Raw genomic sequence first — 14,508 nt, 5'->3', positions numbered from 1 at the left:
CTGTTGTTCCTTACCAGTTGCGGAAGCGCTTGGGCGGCTGGTAGAGCCCACCGGATGCGCGCACGAGGTCGCGCATGCTGCGCGCGGCCAGGAGGTTGCGGGTGGCGTCGCGCGGGTCGATGCCGAGGTCTTGCGGACGGCGGATCACGCCGCGGTCGCGCAGGTTCTCCACCGCACGCTTGTCCCGGCCCAGGCCGACCGTGGTGTAGCCCGCCACGCCGCGGATCGCCTGCTCGCGCTCTTCGTCGCTGCGGCAGAGCAGCAGGTTGGCGATGCCCTCCTCGGTGAGGATGTGGGTCACGTCGTCGCCGTAGATCATGATCGGCGGCAGGTCCATGCCGGCCTGCTCCTGCAGCGTCCATGCGTCGAGCCGGTCGACGAAGGCCGGTTGCATGTGCTCGCGGAAGGTCTCGACCATCTGCACGACGAGCTTCTGCCCGCGCGGCGTGCCGGCCGCACCGCTGCGGCCTGCGCGCGCCTCGCGGCCGGCCTTCAGCCAGGCGGGACTGGCATGGCGCCGGCCGCGCGCATCGGCACCCATGTTGGGCGCACCGCCGAAGCCGGCGATACGGCCCAGCGTCGCGGTCGAGCTGTTGCCGTCGAGGTCGATCTGCAAGGTCGAGCCGATGAACAGGTCGCAGGCATAGTGGCCCGCCGCCTGGCAGAACGCGCGGTTGCTGCGCAGGCTGCCGTCGGGGCCGGTGAAGAACACGTCCGAACGCGCGCGGATGTAGTCCTCCATGCCCAGCTCCGAGCCGAAGGAATGCACCGACTCGACCCACCCCGCCTCGATCGCCGGGATCAGCGCCGGGTGCGGATTCAGCGCCCAGTGCTTCGCGATCTTGCCCTTGAGGCCCAGCGATTCGCCGTAGGTCGGCAGCAGCAACTCGATGGCCGCGGTGTCGAAGCCGATGCCGTGGTTCAGGCGCTGCACGCCGTATTCGCCGTAGATGCCCTTGATCGCCATCATCGCCATCAGCACCTGGATCTCGCTGATCTGCGCGGGGTCGCGCGTGAACAGCGGTTCGATGAAGTTGGGGCTGGGCGCCTTCACCACGTAGCTGACCCAGTCGCCGGGGATGTCGATGCGCGGCAGGGTGGTCGTCTTGCCGTCGACCATTTCGTTGACCTGGGCGATCACGATGCCGCCCGAGAAGGCCGTGGCCTCGACGATCGCCGGCGTGTCCTCGGTATTGGGGCCGGTGTAGAGGTTGCCCTCGGCATCGGCCGCCTGTGCCGCCACCAGCGCCACCTTGGGCGTGAGGTCCACGAAGTAGCGCGCGAACAGTTCGAGGTAGGTGTGGATCGCGCCGATCTCGATGCGGCCGGCCGAGACCAGCTTCGCCAGCCGCGCGCCCTGCGGCCCCGAGAAGCTGAAGTCGAGCCGCGAGGCAATGCCGTTCTCGAAGATGTCCAGATGCTCCGGCAGCGCCAGCACCGACTGCACCATGTGCAGGTGATTGATGCGCTGGGGATCGAGTTGCACCAGCGCCTTGGCGAGGAAGTCGGCCTGCTTCTGGTTGTTGCCTTCGAGGCAGACCCTGTCGCCGGGTTCGATCGCCGCTTCGAGCAGCTGGCCGATGGCCTCGGTCGCCACGCACTTGCCCACGCGTTGCGCGCCGAGCGCCTGCGAGACCCTGGCCAGCCGCGCATTGCGGTTGGCCGTCTTGGTATTCCAGATCATGCGGTCCATGTGAAGTCCTCAGTGCACCAGGGCCTTGACGGCGAAGAACAGGAGCGACGGGCCGAGCAGGCAGCCGAGGCCCGTGTGAAAGGTCGCGACCAGCGCGCCGTAGGGCACCAGCTTCCGGTCGGTGGCGGCAAGGCCCGCCGACACGCCGCTCACCGTGCCGGCCAGTCCGCCGAACACCATCGCGGAGCGCGGCGTCTTCAGGCGCAGGAAGCGCGCCGCGACGGGCGTCCCGACCATCACCAGGATGGCCTTGACCAGGCCGGTGGCGATGCTCAGCGCCATCACGTCGGGCGTGGCACCGATCGCGGCGCCTGTCACCGGCCCCACGATGTAGGTCACCGCACCCGCGCCGATGGTCGTCATGCTGACCGCGTCCGAATAACCGAAGCTCCACGCAATCGCCGCGCCCACGATGAAGGGCAGCACGGTCCCGAGCAACAGCGCGACCACGCCGATCATCCCGGCCTTGCGCGCCTCGGTGGCCTGCACTTCGAAGGCGGTCGCGACGATGGCGAAGTCGCGCAGCATCGCGCCGCCCATCAGGCCGATGCCGCCGAAGAGCGACATGTCGGCCAGCCCCTTGTGGCCGCCGGTCTGCGTGCCGCCCCAGTAGGCGAGCGCCAGTCCGATGACGATCGCGATGGCCGAGCCATGGACGCGGCCCATGGTCAGCCGGCGCGAGATCTGCCCTGAGACCAGGACGACGAAACCGACGATGGCGAAGGCAGTGACGAGCCCGTTCAGGGCGGCGGCTTTTTCGAGGATTTCGAGCATGGCGTTCACTCCGCTTCGGCGACCAGGGGGTTGTTGTGCAGGATCGGGCCGGTCACCGCTTCGTCTTCCGGACTTTCGGTGCGATTGATGACCGAGATGACGATGGCGCAGACGCCGACCGCCGCGATGGCGGAGAGCAAAGCGACCGGGCCGCCGCGCAGTGCCGACACCATGTCCTGCTGGGCCGCCATGGCGACGACGACCGGGATGTACATCGCGCCCCAGTACTCCACGCCGAGTTCGGTGAGCTTGGGCAGCATGTCCTTCTTCTGCATGTAGATCCGCGCGAAGATCAGCAGCAGCATCGCGATGCCGACGCCTCCCACGTTGGTCTTGACGCCCATCGCCTGCCCGAGCAGGTCGCCGATGAAGATGCCGAGCAGATGGCAGACTGCCAGTAGCGCGGTGCCGTAGATGATCATGGGTTTGTCTCCTGGTTCGTGCCGCACGAACTGCGCGACCCGGGGGAACTGCTTCCCTGGAGACGAAAGGTACCGGTGGCTCCGGGTGCGATCAATTAACCACCCGTGCGCGAAAACGCGCCGGGTGAAACGATCGAGGGTTAACCCTGAATGCGCCGAACAGGCGGGCGCGGCGTCAGGAGAGGTCTGCGCGTGCCATTCGGCACACGGTCAGCAGCGCCAGCAGGTTCGGATCGCGCTCCCGCGTGCGAAGGAAGCTGACCCCGATCTTCTGCCGCATGAGGTAGCGCTCCTGCAGCGGCAGCAACTGCACGCGCTGGGGCATCACGGCGCGCACGCGGCCGGGCAGCAGCGTGTAGCCCACGCCGCCACTGACCAGGTTCATCAGCGAGAAGATGTCGCCTGTTTCCATCACCACGTTGGGCGTGAAGCCGGCCACGCGGAACGCATCCTGGAAGCCGGTGTAGGTCACGAACCCTTCGCCCAGGCTCACGAAAGGCTCGTTGGCGCAGGCGCCGAGGTCGACCTCCGCGAGCTCGGCGTAGCGCGAGCCCGTCGGCGCGGCGAAGAAGATGTCGTCCTCGAACAGCAGTTCCGATTCCACGTCGGCCGCACCCTCGGGCGTGCCGATCAGGGCCGCATCGACCGTGCCGTCGCGCAGGCGCTGCAGCAGGTCGGCGTTGGAGCCGAGCACCAGTTCCAGTTGCAGTTCGGGCTTGCGGACTTTCATCCCCATGACGATGGTCGGCACCGTGCGGCTGGTCAGCGAATAGAGGGAGCCGATGCGGATCCGGTCGGCCGAATAGCCGGCCAGCTCGCGCGTGGAGCGGATGCCGTCGGACATGGTGCGCAGCACTTCGCGCGCCACTTCGGCGAGCTCGCGTGCGGCGTCGGTCGGATGCAGGTTGCGACCTTCATGGCGGAATAGCGCGCACCGCACGCCCGCCTCCAGCGAATGAAGCGCCCGGTGCACGCTCACCGTGCTGACATCGAGGCGCTCGGCCGCGCGCGCGAGATTGCCCGTCTCCATGAACGCCAGGAGGATCTCCAGCTTGCGAAAGGTGATGTCCTCGTCGATACGTATGAGCATGGGCACGGCTGCGCAATGAAGGGATCATCCTAGTGCAATTGCATGCGCGCGGGCCGCTTCACGGCGACGCGCTAGCATGGCGCGTCCGCCCGTCGCATCGCCAATGTCGCAACCCGCCATGGAATCCACCAGGTCCCGCCTTCAGCGCGTGCTGGACGGCGTGAGCATGGCGATGATGCCGCTGGCGCTCGCCATCACGCTGCTGCTGTTCCTGCAATGGCCGCTGCGGGACTGGATCGGCAAGGGGTCGACCCAGGCAAACGATCTTGCGCAGTGGCTGTTCGCGCTCTACGTTGCCGTCGCCATCAACCATGCGCGGCGACGCGGCGCGCATCTTGTCGCGCGGCCCGACCTTCCGCCGTCAGGCGCGGGCCGAGTTGCATGGCTGCGCCGCGTCGGCGCGCCGCTGTGCGTGCTTCCGTGGGCCTTGTTCCTGGTGCTCAGCGCGGCGGCGCCCGTCGGCCAGTCGGTGCGTGCACTGGAGCTTTTTCCGGACACCTTCAACCCCGGCTACTTCATGATCAAGGTCGCATTGATGCTGATGGGCCTGCTGATGCTGGTGCAGGCCGCGCTGGACCTCTGGCGCGCGCTGCGTGCCGTGCCGCCGGGGCCAGGGGACTGACATGGGCTGGTTCGGCCTCGCCCTCCTCGCATTGGCGCTCGCGCTGATGATGACCACCGGCTGGCCGACCTACGCGGTGCTGCTCGGTGTGTGCTCGGCCGGAACACTGGCGGCATTGGCGTCGGGTGCCGTCGACACTGCCGTGCTCGGCGCCCTGCCCACCCGCATCGTGGGCCTGCTTGATCGCGATCTGCTGCAGGCGCTGGCACTCTATGCGCTGGTCGGTGCGCTGCTGAACCGGCTGACGATCGCCGACAGCCTCTACAGCGGGATCGACAAGACTTTGCAGCGCCGTGTGCCGTCCGCTGCACCCGAGCTGGCCGGGCTCGGACTCGGACTGATCCTTGCGCCGATGAACGGTTCGGTGGGCGCCAGCCTGATGACGCTGTCGCGCACGGCGGACGCGAAATGGGCTGCCGCAGGGCGCGCGCCGGCCCGTCGAACCGCGATGGTGGCGCTCGCCAGCACACTGGGCGTGATCGTGCCGCCATCACTGGTGTTGCTCCTGCTTGGGGACGCGATGCTGCAGGCGCACACCGAAGGCGTGAATCTCGCGCGACAGATGGGCCTGCCGCATGCCGAAGCGGCCGTTCGCATCGTCAATACGCAGGACATCCTCCAGGCGGCGCTGTTGCCGGGCGCCGTGCTGCTGGCGTTCTGGGCGATCCTCATCGTGCTCGCCGCACCGCGCGGCTCCCGTGAAGCTTCGCCGGCACCGATGACGAAGAGCGAACGGCTCATCACGTGCGTGGTGCCAGTGATCATCGTCATCCTGCTGTCGCTGGTCGCGATCGGCATGGTGCGCGCGGTCGAGGCCGCCGCAACCGCGGGGATGCTGCTGCTCTGCTGGGGCGTCATCTCGCGACGGCTGACGGGCGCGGTGCTCTGGAAAGTGCTCGACGAGGCCATGTCGCTCACCGGCGCACTCTTCGCCCTGCTGGTTGCCGCGACCAGCTTTTCGTTGCTGCTCCGCATCCTGGGCACCGACAAGCTGGCGGTGCAACTCATGCAGTCGTTGCAAGGGCATCCGATGGCCGCGACGCTCACCGTGCTCGGCGTGCTGCTGGCCTGCGCCTTCGTGCTGGACGCGTTCGAGCTCATCTTCCTGGTGGTGCCGATCATCATGCCGCCGCTGCTGGCCCAGATCGACGACGCCGCCTGGGTCTCGACACTGGCCCTGCTCGCCCTTCAGGCGGGCTTCCTGCTGCCACCGTTCGGCTACGCGGTGGTGCTGGCCCGTGGTCACACTTCGCCGCGGCCGTCGTCGTGGCGCGTGTTTGCGGTGCTCGTTCCTTACCTCGTCGCACTGCTGCTGGTGATGGGTATGGTGATCGCCTGGCCGGCGACGACGCGCTGGCTCCGCACCTCGCCGGCCACGCTCGCACCGGACGAGAACCTGCGCCCCGACCAGATCGATCAGCTCATGCGCGACATGGCGACACCGCCGGACGAAAGCACGTCGCAGCCCCCGCCCGACCAGTAGTGCGGCACTGCCTCGCGGTCGCGCCGTTCAGTCCAACTGGACCTTCAGGCCCCTGGTGCGTGGCTTCGCCGGCCGCCAACGGCTCGCGAACGCGCGGCCGAAAGCGCACGCGGGCCGCGTGAGCATGGCCGCGACCGAACTTCACCTCACGTTGAACGGCGCATCCCAGTTCTGTACGTCGACCAGTTCCCACTCCTGGTTGACGGCGTTGGGCGCGCTGAACCTCGTCGTACAGTTCCGGGCGTGCAAGCCTTCTCCTTGCTGGGGAGGCGTCCCGAGTTCGACGTTCGCGGCATCGAGGCAGCGCCGCCCGCGGTCGTGATAGTTCTCCAGGACCGTCCGGCGGCCCATGAAGCATTGACCGCTGGCCCGACATTCGGCGGCCGTCATGACCACGGGCCGCAAACGCCACAACTGGGAGGCGTCTCCGCTGCATGTCTCCTGGACGATGGCCGCGCCCGCCTGGAAACCGGCGGTCTTCAGGCATTTCCCCGAATGCCGCGCCCGCAACAGGAACCACTGCTCCTGCAAGGGCTCCGGATTGGCTGAACGCGGCAGCCGCTGGATGCTGAACTGCTGGCTGGGGCCACCGTAGTTCGGCCAGAGGACCACCGGCGCACCGTCATCCGTGCGGCGTGCGACGACGTCGGCCATCATGAGCGTCCCGGAATTGACCACGTAGAAGTACGGAACGTCGTCGGCAGCGGCAGTGCGAGGCATCGCGGCGAGCACGCAAGCGGCCGACAACATCAGCACGGGAAGAAGCCGGGTTCTGAAAACCCCGGCACTGCGAAGCGCGATGCGTTCAACAAGCATGACAACCTCCGTCCGCGACGCGACCGCCTCGATGCCACAACCGCTGCGGCACCGCCTGCCAGGTCCGGAAGCGGAAGACTGAACCATCCGCCTTCAGGCGTCAATACGCGAAGAAGGATCGTCGACTGCGGTCTGCTCGACGAGTCCCGGCGACCGGGTTCGACGCGTCGATGGCGGCGTCGGGGTCGGGCGGTGGCGGTGTCGTGAGCTGCTCGATGACACGAACGCGGCGAACGACGAGCTCGTCGATCTCCAGCCGACGGATCCGGACCCGGCCGACGAAGAGCCAGCCGATCGACAAGGCGCCGATGGCCAGGGCACCGACCGCGACCGCGCCAAGCGCGACGGAGCCCAATGCGGCGGTGCCGATGGCGTGCGCGCCTGTCGCGGCTGCGGGTGTCGTCCGGCTGCGTCCGAAAACGGAAGGCATCGATTTCATTGCGACTCTCTGGGTTTCTGCTCTCGCCGATCTTGGCCCCGCAGCGCGCGCTCGTCAAAGGGGCGGCTTCATGCGAAGAGCTTTCGAGCGATCAGATCCTTCATGATCTCGGTCGTGCCGCCGTAGATGCGCTGCACGCGCGCGTCGGCGTACAGGCGGGCGATGGGGTATTCGGCCATGTAGCCATAGCCGCCGAAGAGCTGGACGCACTCGTCGATCACTCTGCCCTGCTGCTCGGTGCACCACCACTTGGCCATGTAGGCGGCCTCCTGGTCGAGCGTGCCGTCGAGCATGCGCTGGATGCAGTCGTTGACGAAGCTGCGCACCACGTGCGCGATGGTCGCGCACTCGGCCAGCTTGAAGCGCGTGTTCTGGAAATCGGCGACGGATTGCCCGAACGCCTTGCGTTGCCGCGTGTATTCCACCGTCAATGCCACCGCGCGCTCGATCGCCGCTGCGGCCGGCACGCAGATGAACAGACGCTCGTAGGAAAGCTGGCTCATCAGTTGCACGAAGCCCTCGCCCTCCCGGTCGCCCAGCAGGTGGCTGGCCGGCACGCGCACGCCGTCAAAGAACAGCTCCGCGGTGTCGGAGGCATGCTGGCCCAGCTTTTCCAGCCGCCGCCCGACGCGGAAACCCGGCAGGTCCTCCGTCTCCAGCACGACCAGCGACACGCCGCGGCTGCCGGCATCGCCGGTGCGCACGGCCACTACCAGCAGGTTCGCGGTGAAACCGTTGGTGATGAAGGTCTTGGCGCCGTCGATGACGTAGTCGTCGCCATCGCGCCGGGCGCGCGTGCGCAGCGCCTTGAGGTCGGAGCCGCAGCCGGGTTCGGTCAGCGCGATGCCGGCGAGCAATTCGCCGCTGGCCATCCGCGGCAGCCAGCGGCGCTTCTGCGCCTCGGTGCCGTAGTCGAGGATGTAGTGCGCGGCCAGGTTGTGCACGCCGGTGTTGGCCGGGATCTCGACCTTGGCCAGTTCGTCCTGCACCACGAGTTGACAGGCCAGCGACGCCCCCGCGCCGCCGTAGGCTTCGTCGAGTTCGGGCAGCAGAAAGCCCATCTGCCCGAACGGGCGCCAGACCTCGCGCGGGATGTAGCCCTGGCGGCGCCAGCCCTCGACGTGCGGCGCCAATTCGCCCACGACGTAGCGTCGAACCTGTTCGCGGAACGCGTCGATGTCCTCGTCCATCCAGCGATGGTGGTAAAGCTGCGGCAGCATGGCCGTCAGATGCCGGTGAGGCCGCCGCTGCACATCAGCGTCTGGCCGCTGACGTAGTCGGACTCGGGGATGCAGAACAGGTACACGGCCCCCGCCGCCTCGTCGGGCGTGCCGCCGCGGCCCAGCGGGATGGTCTTCTCCATCATCGCCAGCAGGTCCGGATTGACGCCGACCTTGATCTCGCGCCCATCGATGCTGGCGGTGGACTCGCCGGCGGCGCTGCTGGTCAGCCGCGTCTTGATGAAGCCGTAGGCGACGCAGTTGACGGTGACGTTCATCCGGCCCCATTCCTTGGCCAGGGTCTGCGTCATGCCGACAATGCCGGCCTTGGCGGTCGAATAGTTCGCCTGGCCGGCGTTGCCGAACAGGCCGGCCATCGACGAGATGTTGACCACCTTGCGCACGACGCGTCGGCCGCCTTCGGCCTCGGACCTGGAAAGCGCACGGATCACCGGCTGCGCGGCGCGCAGGATGCGGAACGGCGCCGTCAGATGGGTGTCGAGCATCGCGTACCACTGCTCGTCGGTCATCTTCTGGATCACGTTGTCCCAGGTGTAGCCGGCGTTGTTGACGATGATGTCCAGGCCCTTGTACTCGCTGGTGGCCAGGCCGACGAAGCGTTCGGCGAAATCCGGCGCGCTCACGCTTCCTGCGCAGGCCACGGCCTGGCCGCCGGCCTCGCGGATGGCCGCCACGGTCTCCTGGGCCGGGCCGTCGTCGAGGTCGTTGACCACGATGCGCGCGCCTTCGCTGGCCAGCTTGAGCGCGATCGAGCGCCCGATGCCGCGGCCCGAGCCGGTGATGAGGGCAACCTTGCCGTCGAGTTTGCTTGTCATGATGGGGATGCTCCGGAAGTGAAGGGAATCAGGGCAGCGCGACCACGGCCTCGCCGACGATCTTGGTCTGCCCGAACTGGTTGGCGCTCTGCAGCTCGATGCGCACGCAGCGTTCACCGCCGTGCTCGAGCTTCTCGACGACGCGGCCGCTGCACCGCATCGCGTTGCCGAGATGCGTGATGCCCTGGAAGCGCGCGTCGAAGCGGCGCAGCCGGCTCTGGGGCGCCCAGCCTGTGATGAGGCGGCCGAGCCAGGCCATGCCCAGCATGCCCTGCGCAAAGACGTCGGGCATGCCGGCCTGGCGTGCCACGTCGAGGTCGATGTGGATGGGGTTGTGGTCGCCGGAGGCGCCGGCGAACAATGCCAGCGTCGTGCGGTTCACCGGCGGCAGTTGCAGGGCGGGCAGCTCGTCACCGACGTGAACGGATTCGAATGTGTGTTGAGACATCGCAAGTTGTTCCTTTGTCGAGAATCACCGCGGGACCGGCTTTGCCGGCCCGCCGGTGTTGCCCCCTGCAAGGGGGTGTGGGAGCCACGCGAAGTGGACGAGCCTGGGGCTGTGCCTAGTTCTTGCAGACCAGCACCGAGCGCAACTCGGCGACCAGTTCGTCGCGTTGATTGGTGGCGCGCGAGGTCTTGACGACGAACTCGAGCGCGCCGTTCTTCTTGTCGTAGATGTCGCTGATGGTGGAGCGCACCGTCACCGTGTCGCCAGCGCAGGCCGAGCGGTGGTAGACGAAGCTCTGCTCGCCATGCAGCAGCTTGGCGATGGGAATCTGCAGGTCCTCGACCATCCGGAACGCGGCACCCGAGTCGAGCTCGGCCGCGAACAGGAAGCTTGGTGGGGCCGGCAGGTCCGGATAGCCGGCGTCCCGCGCCACGGCCGTGTCGATATAGAGCGGGTCCGTCTCGCCGATGGCCTTGGCGAAGAACTGCAGCCGGCTGCGCTCGATCGGCAGCACCGACGCAGGCAGTTCGTGGCCGATCCATTTCCTGTCGATCATGGCTTGCCTCTCAGACGCGTTCGTAGAGGGTCACGACGCAGGCGCCGCCGAGCCCGAGGTTGTGCTGCAGCGCCAGCCGCGCACCCTGGACCTGGCGCTTGTCCGCGGTGCCGCGCAGTTGCTGGACCAGTTCCGTGCACTGCGCCAGGCCCGTGGCACCCAGCGGATGGCCTTTGCTGAGCAGGCCGCCCGACGGGTTGGTCACGACCTGGCCGCCATAGGTGTTGTCGCCGTCGTCGACGAACTTTTCGGCGCCGCCCACCGGGCACAGGCCGAGCGCTTCGTAGCTGAGAAGTTCGTTCTGGGCAAAGCAGTCGTGCAGTTCGACGACATCGATGTCCTGCGGGCCGACCCCGGCCGCGTCGTAGACCTGCCGGGCCGCGGCCTGGGCCATGCTGAAGCCGACGACCTCGCGCATGTCGCGCGCCTCGAAGGTGACCGGGCGATCGGTGGTCATCGCCTGCGCCTTGATGCGCACGCTGCGATCCAGGCCGTGGGCCTTGGCGAACTTCTCCGAACAGACGATGGCCGCGGCCGCGCCGCAGGTGGGCGGGCAGGCCATCAGGCGGGTCAGCACGCCGGGCCACATCATGGGCGAGTTCATGACTTCCTCTTCCGTGACGACGTTGCGGAACAGCGCGAGCGGGTTGTTCGCCGCGTGACGGCTGGCCTTGGCGCGGATCTTCGCGAAGGTGGACAACTTCGTCCCGTACTGCTCCATGTGCGCCAGACCGGCCCCGCCGAAGTAGCGCAGCGCGAGCGGCACATCGCCCTGGCCGACGAGTTCGTCCGTGGCGGCGTCGAAGCGCTCGAAAGCGCTGGGCCGGTCCTTGAACACCGCCCCGAGCGCCCCGGGGCTCATCTGCTCGAAGCCGAGCGCCAGCACGCAGTCGGCGGCGCCGCTGGCCACCGCCTGCCGGGCCAGGAACAGCGCCGTCGAGCCGGTGGAGCAGTTGTTGTTGACGTTGACCACCGGGATGCCGGTCATGCCGACTTCGTAGAGCGATCGCTGGCCGGCGGTGGAGTCGCCGTAAACATAGCCCACGTAGGCCTGCTGCACCTGCTCGTAGCCGATGCCGGCATCGGCCAGTGCGGCGCGCGTGGCCTTCGCGGCCATCTGCGGATAGGGCTCGTTGGTGCCGGGCTTGGTGAAGGGGATCATGCCGACCCCGGCGACGAAGACGTTCTGGCTCATCGAATGCTCCTGAAACCGTGGAGAGAAGAAGGAAGTGAATGGGCAGGAACGGCCACCGTCAGGCGATGGCCCGCTCCCGGCCCTCCCAATGCGGCGCGCGCAATGCGGTCTTCAGCACCTTGCCCGCCCCGGACAGCGGCAGCGCCGCAATGAACTCGATACTGCGCGGGCACTTGTAGTTGGCGATCAGCGTCTTGCAATGCGCCTGGATGTCTTCGCCCGTGGCGGCAGCGCCGGCCTTGAGCACCACCACCGCATGCACCTGCTCGCCCCACTTGTCGCACGGGATGCCGATCACCGCGCAGGCGGCGACCGAGGCGTGCTGGAGCACGGCGTTCTCGACCTCGACCGAGTAGACGTTCTCGCCACCGGTGACGATCATGTCCTTGATGCGGTCGACGACGAACACGAAGCCCTCCTCGTCCATGCGCCCGGCGTCGCCGGTGTGCATCCAGCCGCCGCGCAGGGCCTGGGCGGATTCTTCCGGCCTGTTCCAGTAGCCCAGCATCATTCCGGGCCCCTTGACGGCGATCTCGCCGACTTCTCCCCGCGGCAGTTCGCTTCCGTCGATGTCCTCGATGCGCAATTCGACGCAGTAGGTCGGGCGGCCCGCGGAACGGACCTTGCCCAGGGCCCGGCCCTCCCGGGTGTGGAATTCCGGCCTGAGCATCGTCGCTACCGGTGAGAGCTCCGTCATGCCGTAGGCCTGGAAGAAGCCGACCCGCGGCAGGGCCCGCGTGGCGCGGTCGATCAGGGCCTCGCTGATCGGCGAGGCGCCGTAGATCACGCTGCGCAGACTGGACAGGTCGTGCCGGGGCACTTCCGGATGGTCCACCGTCATCTGGATCATCGTCGGCACCAGCAGCGATGCGGTGATGCGATCGCGCCCGATCGCCTCCAGCACCGCGAGCGGCGTGAACGCGGGGATCATCACGTGAGTCCCTCCGCACGCGAACATCGCGTTCATGAAGGCGCCGTCCGCCAGATGGAACATCGGGGCGGCATGCAGGCCGATGTCGCCATCGCGCACGGCACCTTCCGCGACGATCGCCAGGGCGTTCACGTAGAGGCCCGCGTGGGACAGCATCACGCCCTTCGGGAAGCCGGTGGTGCCGCCGGTGTAGAAGACGCCGGCCAGGTCGCTGCCGCCACGCCCGGCGTCTTCCGCCGGCTCGGACTCGGCAATCAGCGTCTCGTACGACAGCATGCCTTCGGGCGTGGCGCCATCGCCGGCATGGATCAACGTGCGCAGCGCCACGGAGCGCCGAAGCAACTCCGGCACCATCGGTGCGAACTGATCGTCGACGATCAGCACCCGGGTGTCGCAATCGTCGAGCGAAAAGGCGATCTCGGCGGCGCTCCAGCGGATATTGGCCGGATTGACCGCGCAACCGGCCCAGTACACCGCCATGTAGTACTCGAGGTAACGATCGGAATTCAAGGCCAGCATGCCGACGCGGTCGCCGGGCTGGAGCCCGAGCTTCCGCAAGGCGCCGGCCAAGCGCGCCACGCGGTCGCCCATCTGCGCGAAGGTTCGACGCCGGTCGCGGTACACGCTGGCGATGGCCCCCGGCCGTGTCGAGATCGCGCGATGGAAACTCTGGGTCAGGTACATGCTTGTCTCCTTCTCACCCGTGAATGCACGGGTGTCTTGTGTGCAAGGCGAATGGTAGAAACCGATGACCTTGCGCGCCATTGCGTTTCAGGTCGTTTCAATGGCAGAAAAGCTCAAATCAGGACGCCCTCGTGCATGACGCAAAAGCCCCCGGTCACGATCCCGATCGCGTTTGTGCACGGCATGCTGTCCGGCGTGGTGGCACGTGGCGTTTCCACTGACAGCTTCGTCGCCGACGCCGGCATTGCGCCCGAACTGCTCGCAATGCCCGGGGCCCGTGTCGGCGCGGCGCAGTACGTGGCCTTGTTCCAGTTGCTGACGAACCGCCTCGATGACGAGATGCTGGGCTTCCTGTCTCGACCGCTCAGGCGCGGAAGCTTTGCATTGATCGCCCACTCCGCGCTGGGGGCGCCCACGCTGGAAGCGGCCATGCGTCGCATTGCAAGGACGCTCTTGCTGCTGCAGGACGACCTCGTGCTGGATGCCGTGTGCGAAGGGCCGCTGGCCGGCTGGGGCCTGCGCTTCGCCAGTCCGTCGACCGCGCGGCCGACTTTCCTGCATGAGTTGCTGATGCGCGCGCTGTGGCGGCTGCTCGCGTGGCTGGCCGGCGGCCAGTTGCCGGCCGCACGCTTCGACTTCGCTTTCGCGAGCCCGCCCTACAACGGCGGCTACGCCGCGATCTTCACCGCGCCCCTGCAGTTCGAGCAGCCGCTGTCGGCACTCTGGTTCGAGGCCGAGCGACTTCGCCGCCCAGTGCGCCGCGACGAGGCCGCACTGCGCACCTTTCTGGCCGATGCGCAGGCCCAGATCATCGTGCCGCGGCGAGGCGACGATGCGGTCGGCGAGCGCGTGCGCAGGCACCTGCTGGAAACCCAGCCGCAATGGCCCGACCTTGCCACGACGGCGAGTGCCATGAACATGTCGACGACGACACTCAAGCGCCGTCTGGCCGTCGAAGGCACGGCGTTCCAGGCGTTGAAGGACGAATTGCGACGCGACGTGGCGATTCAACGCCTGAACACCAGCACGGTGCCGATGGCCGCCATTGCGCATGAGCTCGGCTTTGCCGATACGGCGGCGTTCCAGCGCGCGTTCAAGTGCTGGACCGGCAGTGCGCCGGGGGTTTACCGGCGTGGCGGGGCTTGAGAAGTCGACTTCTGCACTTGGCCCCGGCGTTGATCGCGCCACCGGCACCGTGGCGAAGAGGAAGGGCTGAGGGTGCCTGTTCCGTCCGCAAGGACCCACCTGTGGAGTTGCAGCAAGGGAAGCGAACATCGCAGGTCTGGCCGCGCAACTCGG

At 67.8% G+C, this 14,508-nt stretch carries 15 protein-coding genes; 3 read left to right on the top strand and 12 right to left on the bottom strand.

The features are described 5' to 3' along the window. Positions 1-10 precede the first annotated feature (10 nt). The 4 genes from mdcA to ACSFBL_RS20195 form a co-directional block, all read right to left on the bottom strand. Positions 11-1,693: a malonate decarboxylase subunit alpha gene (mdcA, locus tag ACSFBL_RS20210; RefSeq protein ID WP_435517597.1), complete on the bottom strand. Its 1,683-nt coding sequence runs from the start codon at positions 1,691-1,693 to the stop codon at positions 11-13. 9 nt (positions 1,694-1,702) lie between these two features. After that, complete coding sequence (madM, locus tag ACSFBL_RS20205) at positions 1,703-2,467, bottom strand: malonate transporter subunit MadM (protein ID WP_435517596.1); 765 nt, start codon at positions 2,465-2,467, stop codon at positions 1,703-1,705. 5 nt (positions 2,468-2,472) lie between these two features. Next, positions 2,473-2,889 (bottom strand): malonate transporter subunit MadL, encoded by a 417-nt coding sequence (gene madL / locus ACSFBL_RS20200; protein WP_435517595.1) that lies wholly within the window; start codon positions 2,887-2,889, stop codon positions 2,473-2,475. Positions 2,890-3,064: 175 nt separating this feature from the next. Then, positions 3,065-3,979 (bottom strand): LysR family transcriptional regulator, encoded by a 915-nt coding sequence (locus ACSFBL_RS20195; protein WP_435517594.1) that lies wholly within the window; start codon positions 3,977-3,979, stop codon positions 3,065-3,067. 118 nt (positions 3,980-4,097) lie between these two features. On the opposite strand from ACSFBL_RS20195, the gene ACSFBL_RS20190 reads away from it, so the two are divergent. Together ACSFBL_RS20190 and ACSFBL_RS20185 are read left to right on the top strand one after the other, a co-directional pair. Then, positions 4,098-4,601 carry a C4-dicarboxylate ABC transporter substrate-binding protein gene (locus ACSFBL_RS20190; RefSeq protein WP_435517593.1) on the top strand — a complete coding sequence of 168 codons (504 nt, stop codon included), beginning with the start codon at positions 4,098-4,100 and terminating at the stop codon, positions 4,599-4,601. A 1-nt stretch (position 4,602) separates the two neighbouring features. After that, complete coding sequence (locus tag ACSFBL_RS20185; protein WP_435517592.1) at positions 4,603-6,084, top strand: TRAP transporter large permease subunit; 1,482 nt, start codon at positions 4,603-4,605, stop codon at positions 6,082-6,084. A gap of 141 nt (positions 6,085-6,225) precedes the next feature. On the opposite strand, the gene ACSFBL_RS20180 is transcribed toward ACSFBL_RS20185, so the two are convergent. The 8 genes from ACSFBL_RS20180 to ACSFBL_RS20145 all read right to left on the bottom strand — a co-directional run bounded on the left by ACSFBL_RS20180 (position 6,226) and on the right by ACSFBL_RS20145 (position 13,209). Beyond that, positions 6,226-6,900 (bottom strand): RICIN domain-containing protein, encoded by a 675-nt coding sequence (locus tag ACSFBL_RS20180; RefSeq protein WP_435517591.1) that lies wholly within the window; start codon positions 6,898-6,900, stop codon positions 6,226-6,228. Positions 6,901-7,000: 100 nt separating this feature from the next. Beyond that, positions 7,001-7,330: a hypothetical protein gene (locus ACSFBL_RS20175; protein WP_435517590.1), complete on the bottom strand. Its 330-nt coding sequence runs from the start codon at positions 7,328-7,330 to the stop codon at positions 7,001-7,003. Between the two features lie 77 nt (positions 7,331-7,407). Next, positions 7,408-8,559 (bottom strand): acyl-CoA dehydrogenase family protein, encoded by a 1,152-nt coding sequence (locus ACSFBL_RS20170; RefSeq protein WP_435517589.1) that lies wholly within the window; start codon positions 8,557-8,559, stop codon positions 7,408-7,410. Between the two features lie 5 nt (positions 8,560-8,564). Continuing rightward, positions 8,565-9,395: an SDR family NAD(P)-dependent oxidoreductase gene (locus ACSFBL_RS20165; protein ID WP_435517588.1), complete on the bottom strand. Its 831-nt coding sequence runs from the start codon at positions 9,393-9,395 to the stop codon at positions 8,565-8,567. Positions 9,396-9,423: 28 nt separating this feature from the next. Next, a complete protein-coding gene (locus ACSFBL_RS20160) occupies positions 9,424-9,843 on the bottom strand; it encodes a MaoC family dehydratase (protein ID WP_435517587.1) in 420 nt (139 codons plus the stop codon). A 115-nt stretch (positions 9,844-9,958) separates the two neighbouring features. Next, entirely contained in the window at positions 9,959-10,399 is a 441-nt protein-coding gene (locus tag ACSFBL_RS20155) for a MaoC family dehydratase N-terminal domain-containing protein (RefSeq protein WP_435517586.1), read from the bottom strand. A gap of 10 nt (positions 10,400-10,409) precedes the next feature. Then, complete coding sequence (locus ACSFBL_RS20150) at positions 10,410-11,594, bottom strand: lipid-transfer protein (RefSeq protein WP_435517585.1); 1,185 nt, start codon at positions 11,592-11,594, stop codon at positions 10,410-10,412. 58 nt (positions 11,595-11,652) lie between these two features. After that, positions 11,653-13,209 carry a long-chain-fatty-acid--CoA ligase gene (locus tag ACSFBL_RS20145; protein ID WP_435517584.1) on the bottom strand — a complete coding sequence of 519 codons (1,557 nt, stop codon included), beginning with the start codon at positions 13,207-13,209 and terminating at the stop codon, positions 11,653-11,655. Between the two features lie 135 nt (positions 13,210-13,344). Here ACSFBL_RS20145 and ACSFBL_RS20140 point away from each other — a divergent pair, with 135 nt between their 5' ends. Then, positions 13,345-14,355 (top strand): AraC family transcriptional regulator, encoded by a 1,011-nt coding sequence (locus tag ACSFBL_RS20140; protein WP_435517583.1) that lies wholly within the window; start codon positions 13,345-13,347, stop codon positions 14,353-14,355. Positions 14,356-14,508 lie beyond the last annotated feature (153 nt).

The organism is Variovorax glacialis (assembly GCF_051216375.1).
Classification (GTDB): domain Bacteria; phylum Pseudomonadota; class Gammaproteobacteria; order Burkholderiales; family Burkholderiaceae_C; genus Variovorax.
The sequence above is the reverse complement of the archived record's forward strand: the minus strand, read 5'-3'. Positions and strand labels throughout refer to the sequence as shown.

Excerpts from the sequence above, each read along its gene's own strand:
- mdcA (WP_435517597.1), bottom strand. The coding sequence starts at position 1,693 with ATGGACCGCATGATCTGGAATACCAAGACGGCCAACCGCAATGCGCGG.
- madM (WP_435517596.1), bottom strand. The coding sequence starts at position 2,467 with ATGCTCGAAATCCTCGAAAAAGCCGCCGCCCTGAACGGGCTCGTCACT.
- madL (WP_435517595.1), bottom strand. The coding sequence starts at position 2,889 with ATGATCATCTACGGCACCGCGCTACTGGCAGTCTGCCATCTGCTCGGC.
- ACSFBL_RS20195 (WP_435517594.1), bottom strand. The coding sequence starts at position 3,979 with ATGCTCATACGTATCGACGAGGACATCACCTTTCGCAAGCTGGAGATC.
- ACSFBL_RS20190 (WP_435517593.1), top strand. The coding sequence starts at position 4,098 with ATGGAATCCACCAGGTCCCGCCTTCAGCGCGTGCTGGACGGCGTGAGC.
- ACSFBL_RS20185 (WP_435517592.1), top strand. The coding sequence starts at position 4,603 with ATGGGCTGGTTCGGCCTCGCCCTCCTCGCATTGGCGCTCGCGCTGATG.
- ACSFBL_RS20180 (WP_435517591.1), bottom strand. The coding sequence starts at position 6,900 with ATGCTTGTTGAACGCATCGCGCTTCGCAGTGCCGGGGTTTTCAGAACC.
- ACSFBL_RS20175 (WP_435517590.1), bottom strand. The coding sequence starts at position 7,330 with ATGCCTTCCGTTTTCGGACGCAGCCGGACGACACCCGCAGCCGCGACA.
- ACSFBL_RS20170 (WP_435517589.1), bottom strand. The coding sequence starts at position 8,559 with ATGCTGCCGCAGCTTTACCACCATCGCTGGATGGACGAGGACATCGAC.
- ACSFBL_RS20165 (WP_435517588.1), bottom strand. The coding sequence starts at position 9,395 with ATGACAAGCAAACTCGACGGCAAGGTTGCCCTCATCACCGGCTCGGGC.
- ACSFBL_RS20160 (WP_435517587.1), bottom strand. The coding sequence starts at position 9,843 with ATGTCTCAACACACATTCGAATCCGTTCACGTCGGTGACGAGCTGCCC.
- ACSFBL_RS20155 (WP_435517586.1), bottom strand. The coding sequence starts at position 10,399 with ATGATCGACAGGAAATGGATCGGCCACGAACTGCCTGCGTCGGTGCTG.
- ACSFBL_RS20150 (WP_435517585.1), bottom strand. The coding sequence starts at position 11,594 with ATGAGCCAGAACGTCTTCGTCGCCGGGGTCGGCATGATCCCCTTCACC.
- ACSFBL_RS20145 (WP_435517584.1), bottom strand. The coding sequence starts at position 13,209 with ATGTACCTGACCCAGAGTTTCCATCGCGCGATCTCGACACGGCCGGGG.
- ACSFBL_RS20140 (WP_435517583.1), top strand. The coding sequence starts at position 13,345 with ATGACGCAAAAGCCCCCGGTCACGATCCCGATCGCGTTTGTGCACGGC.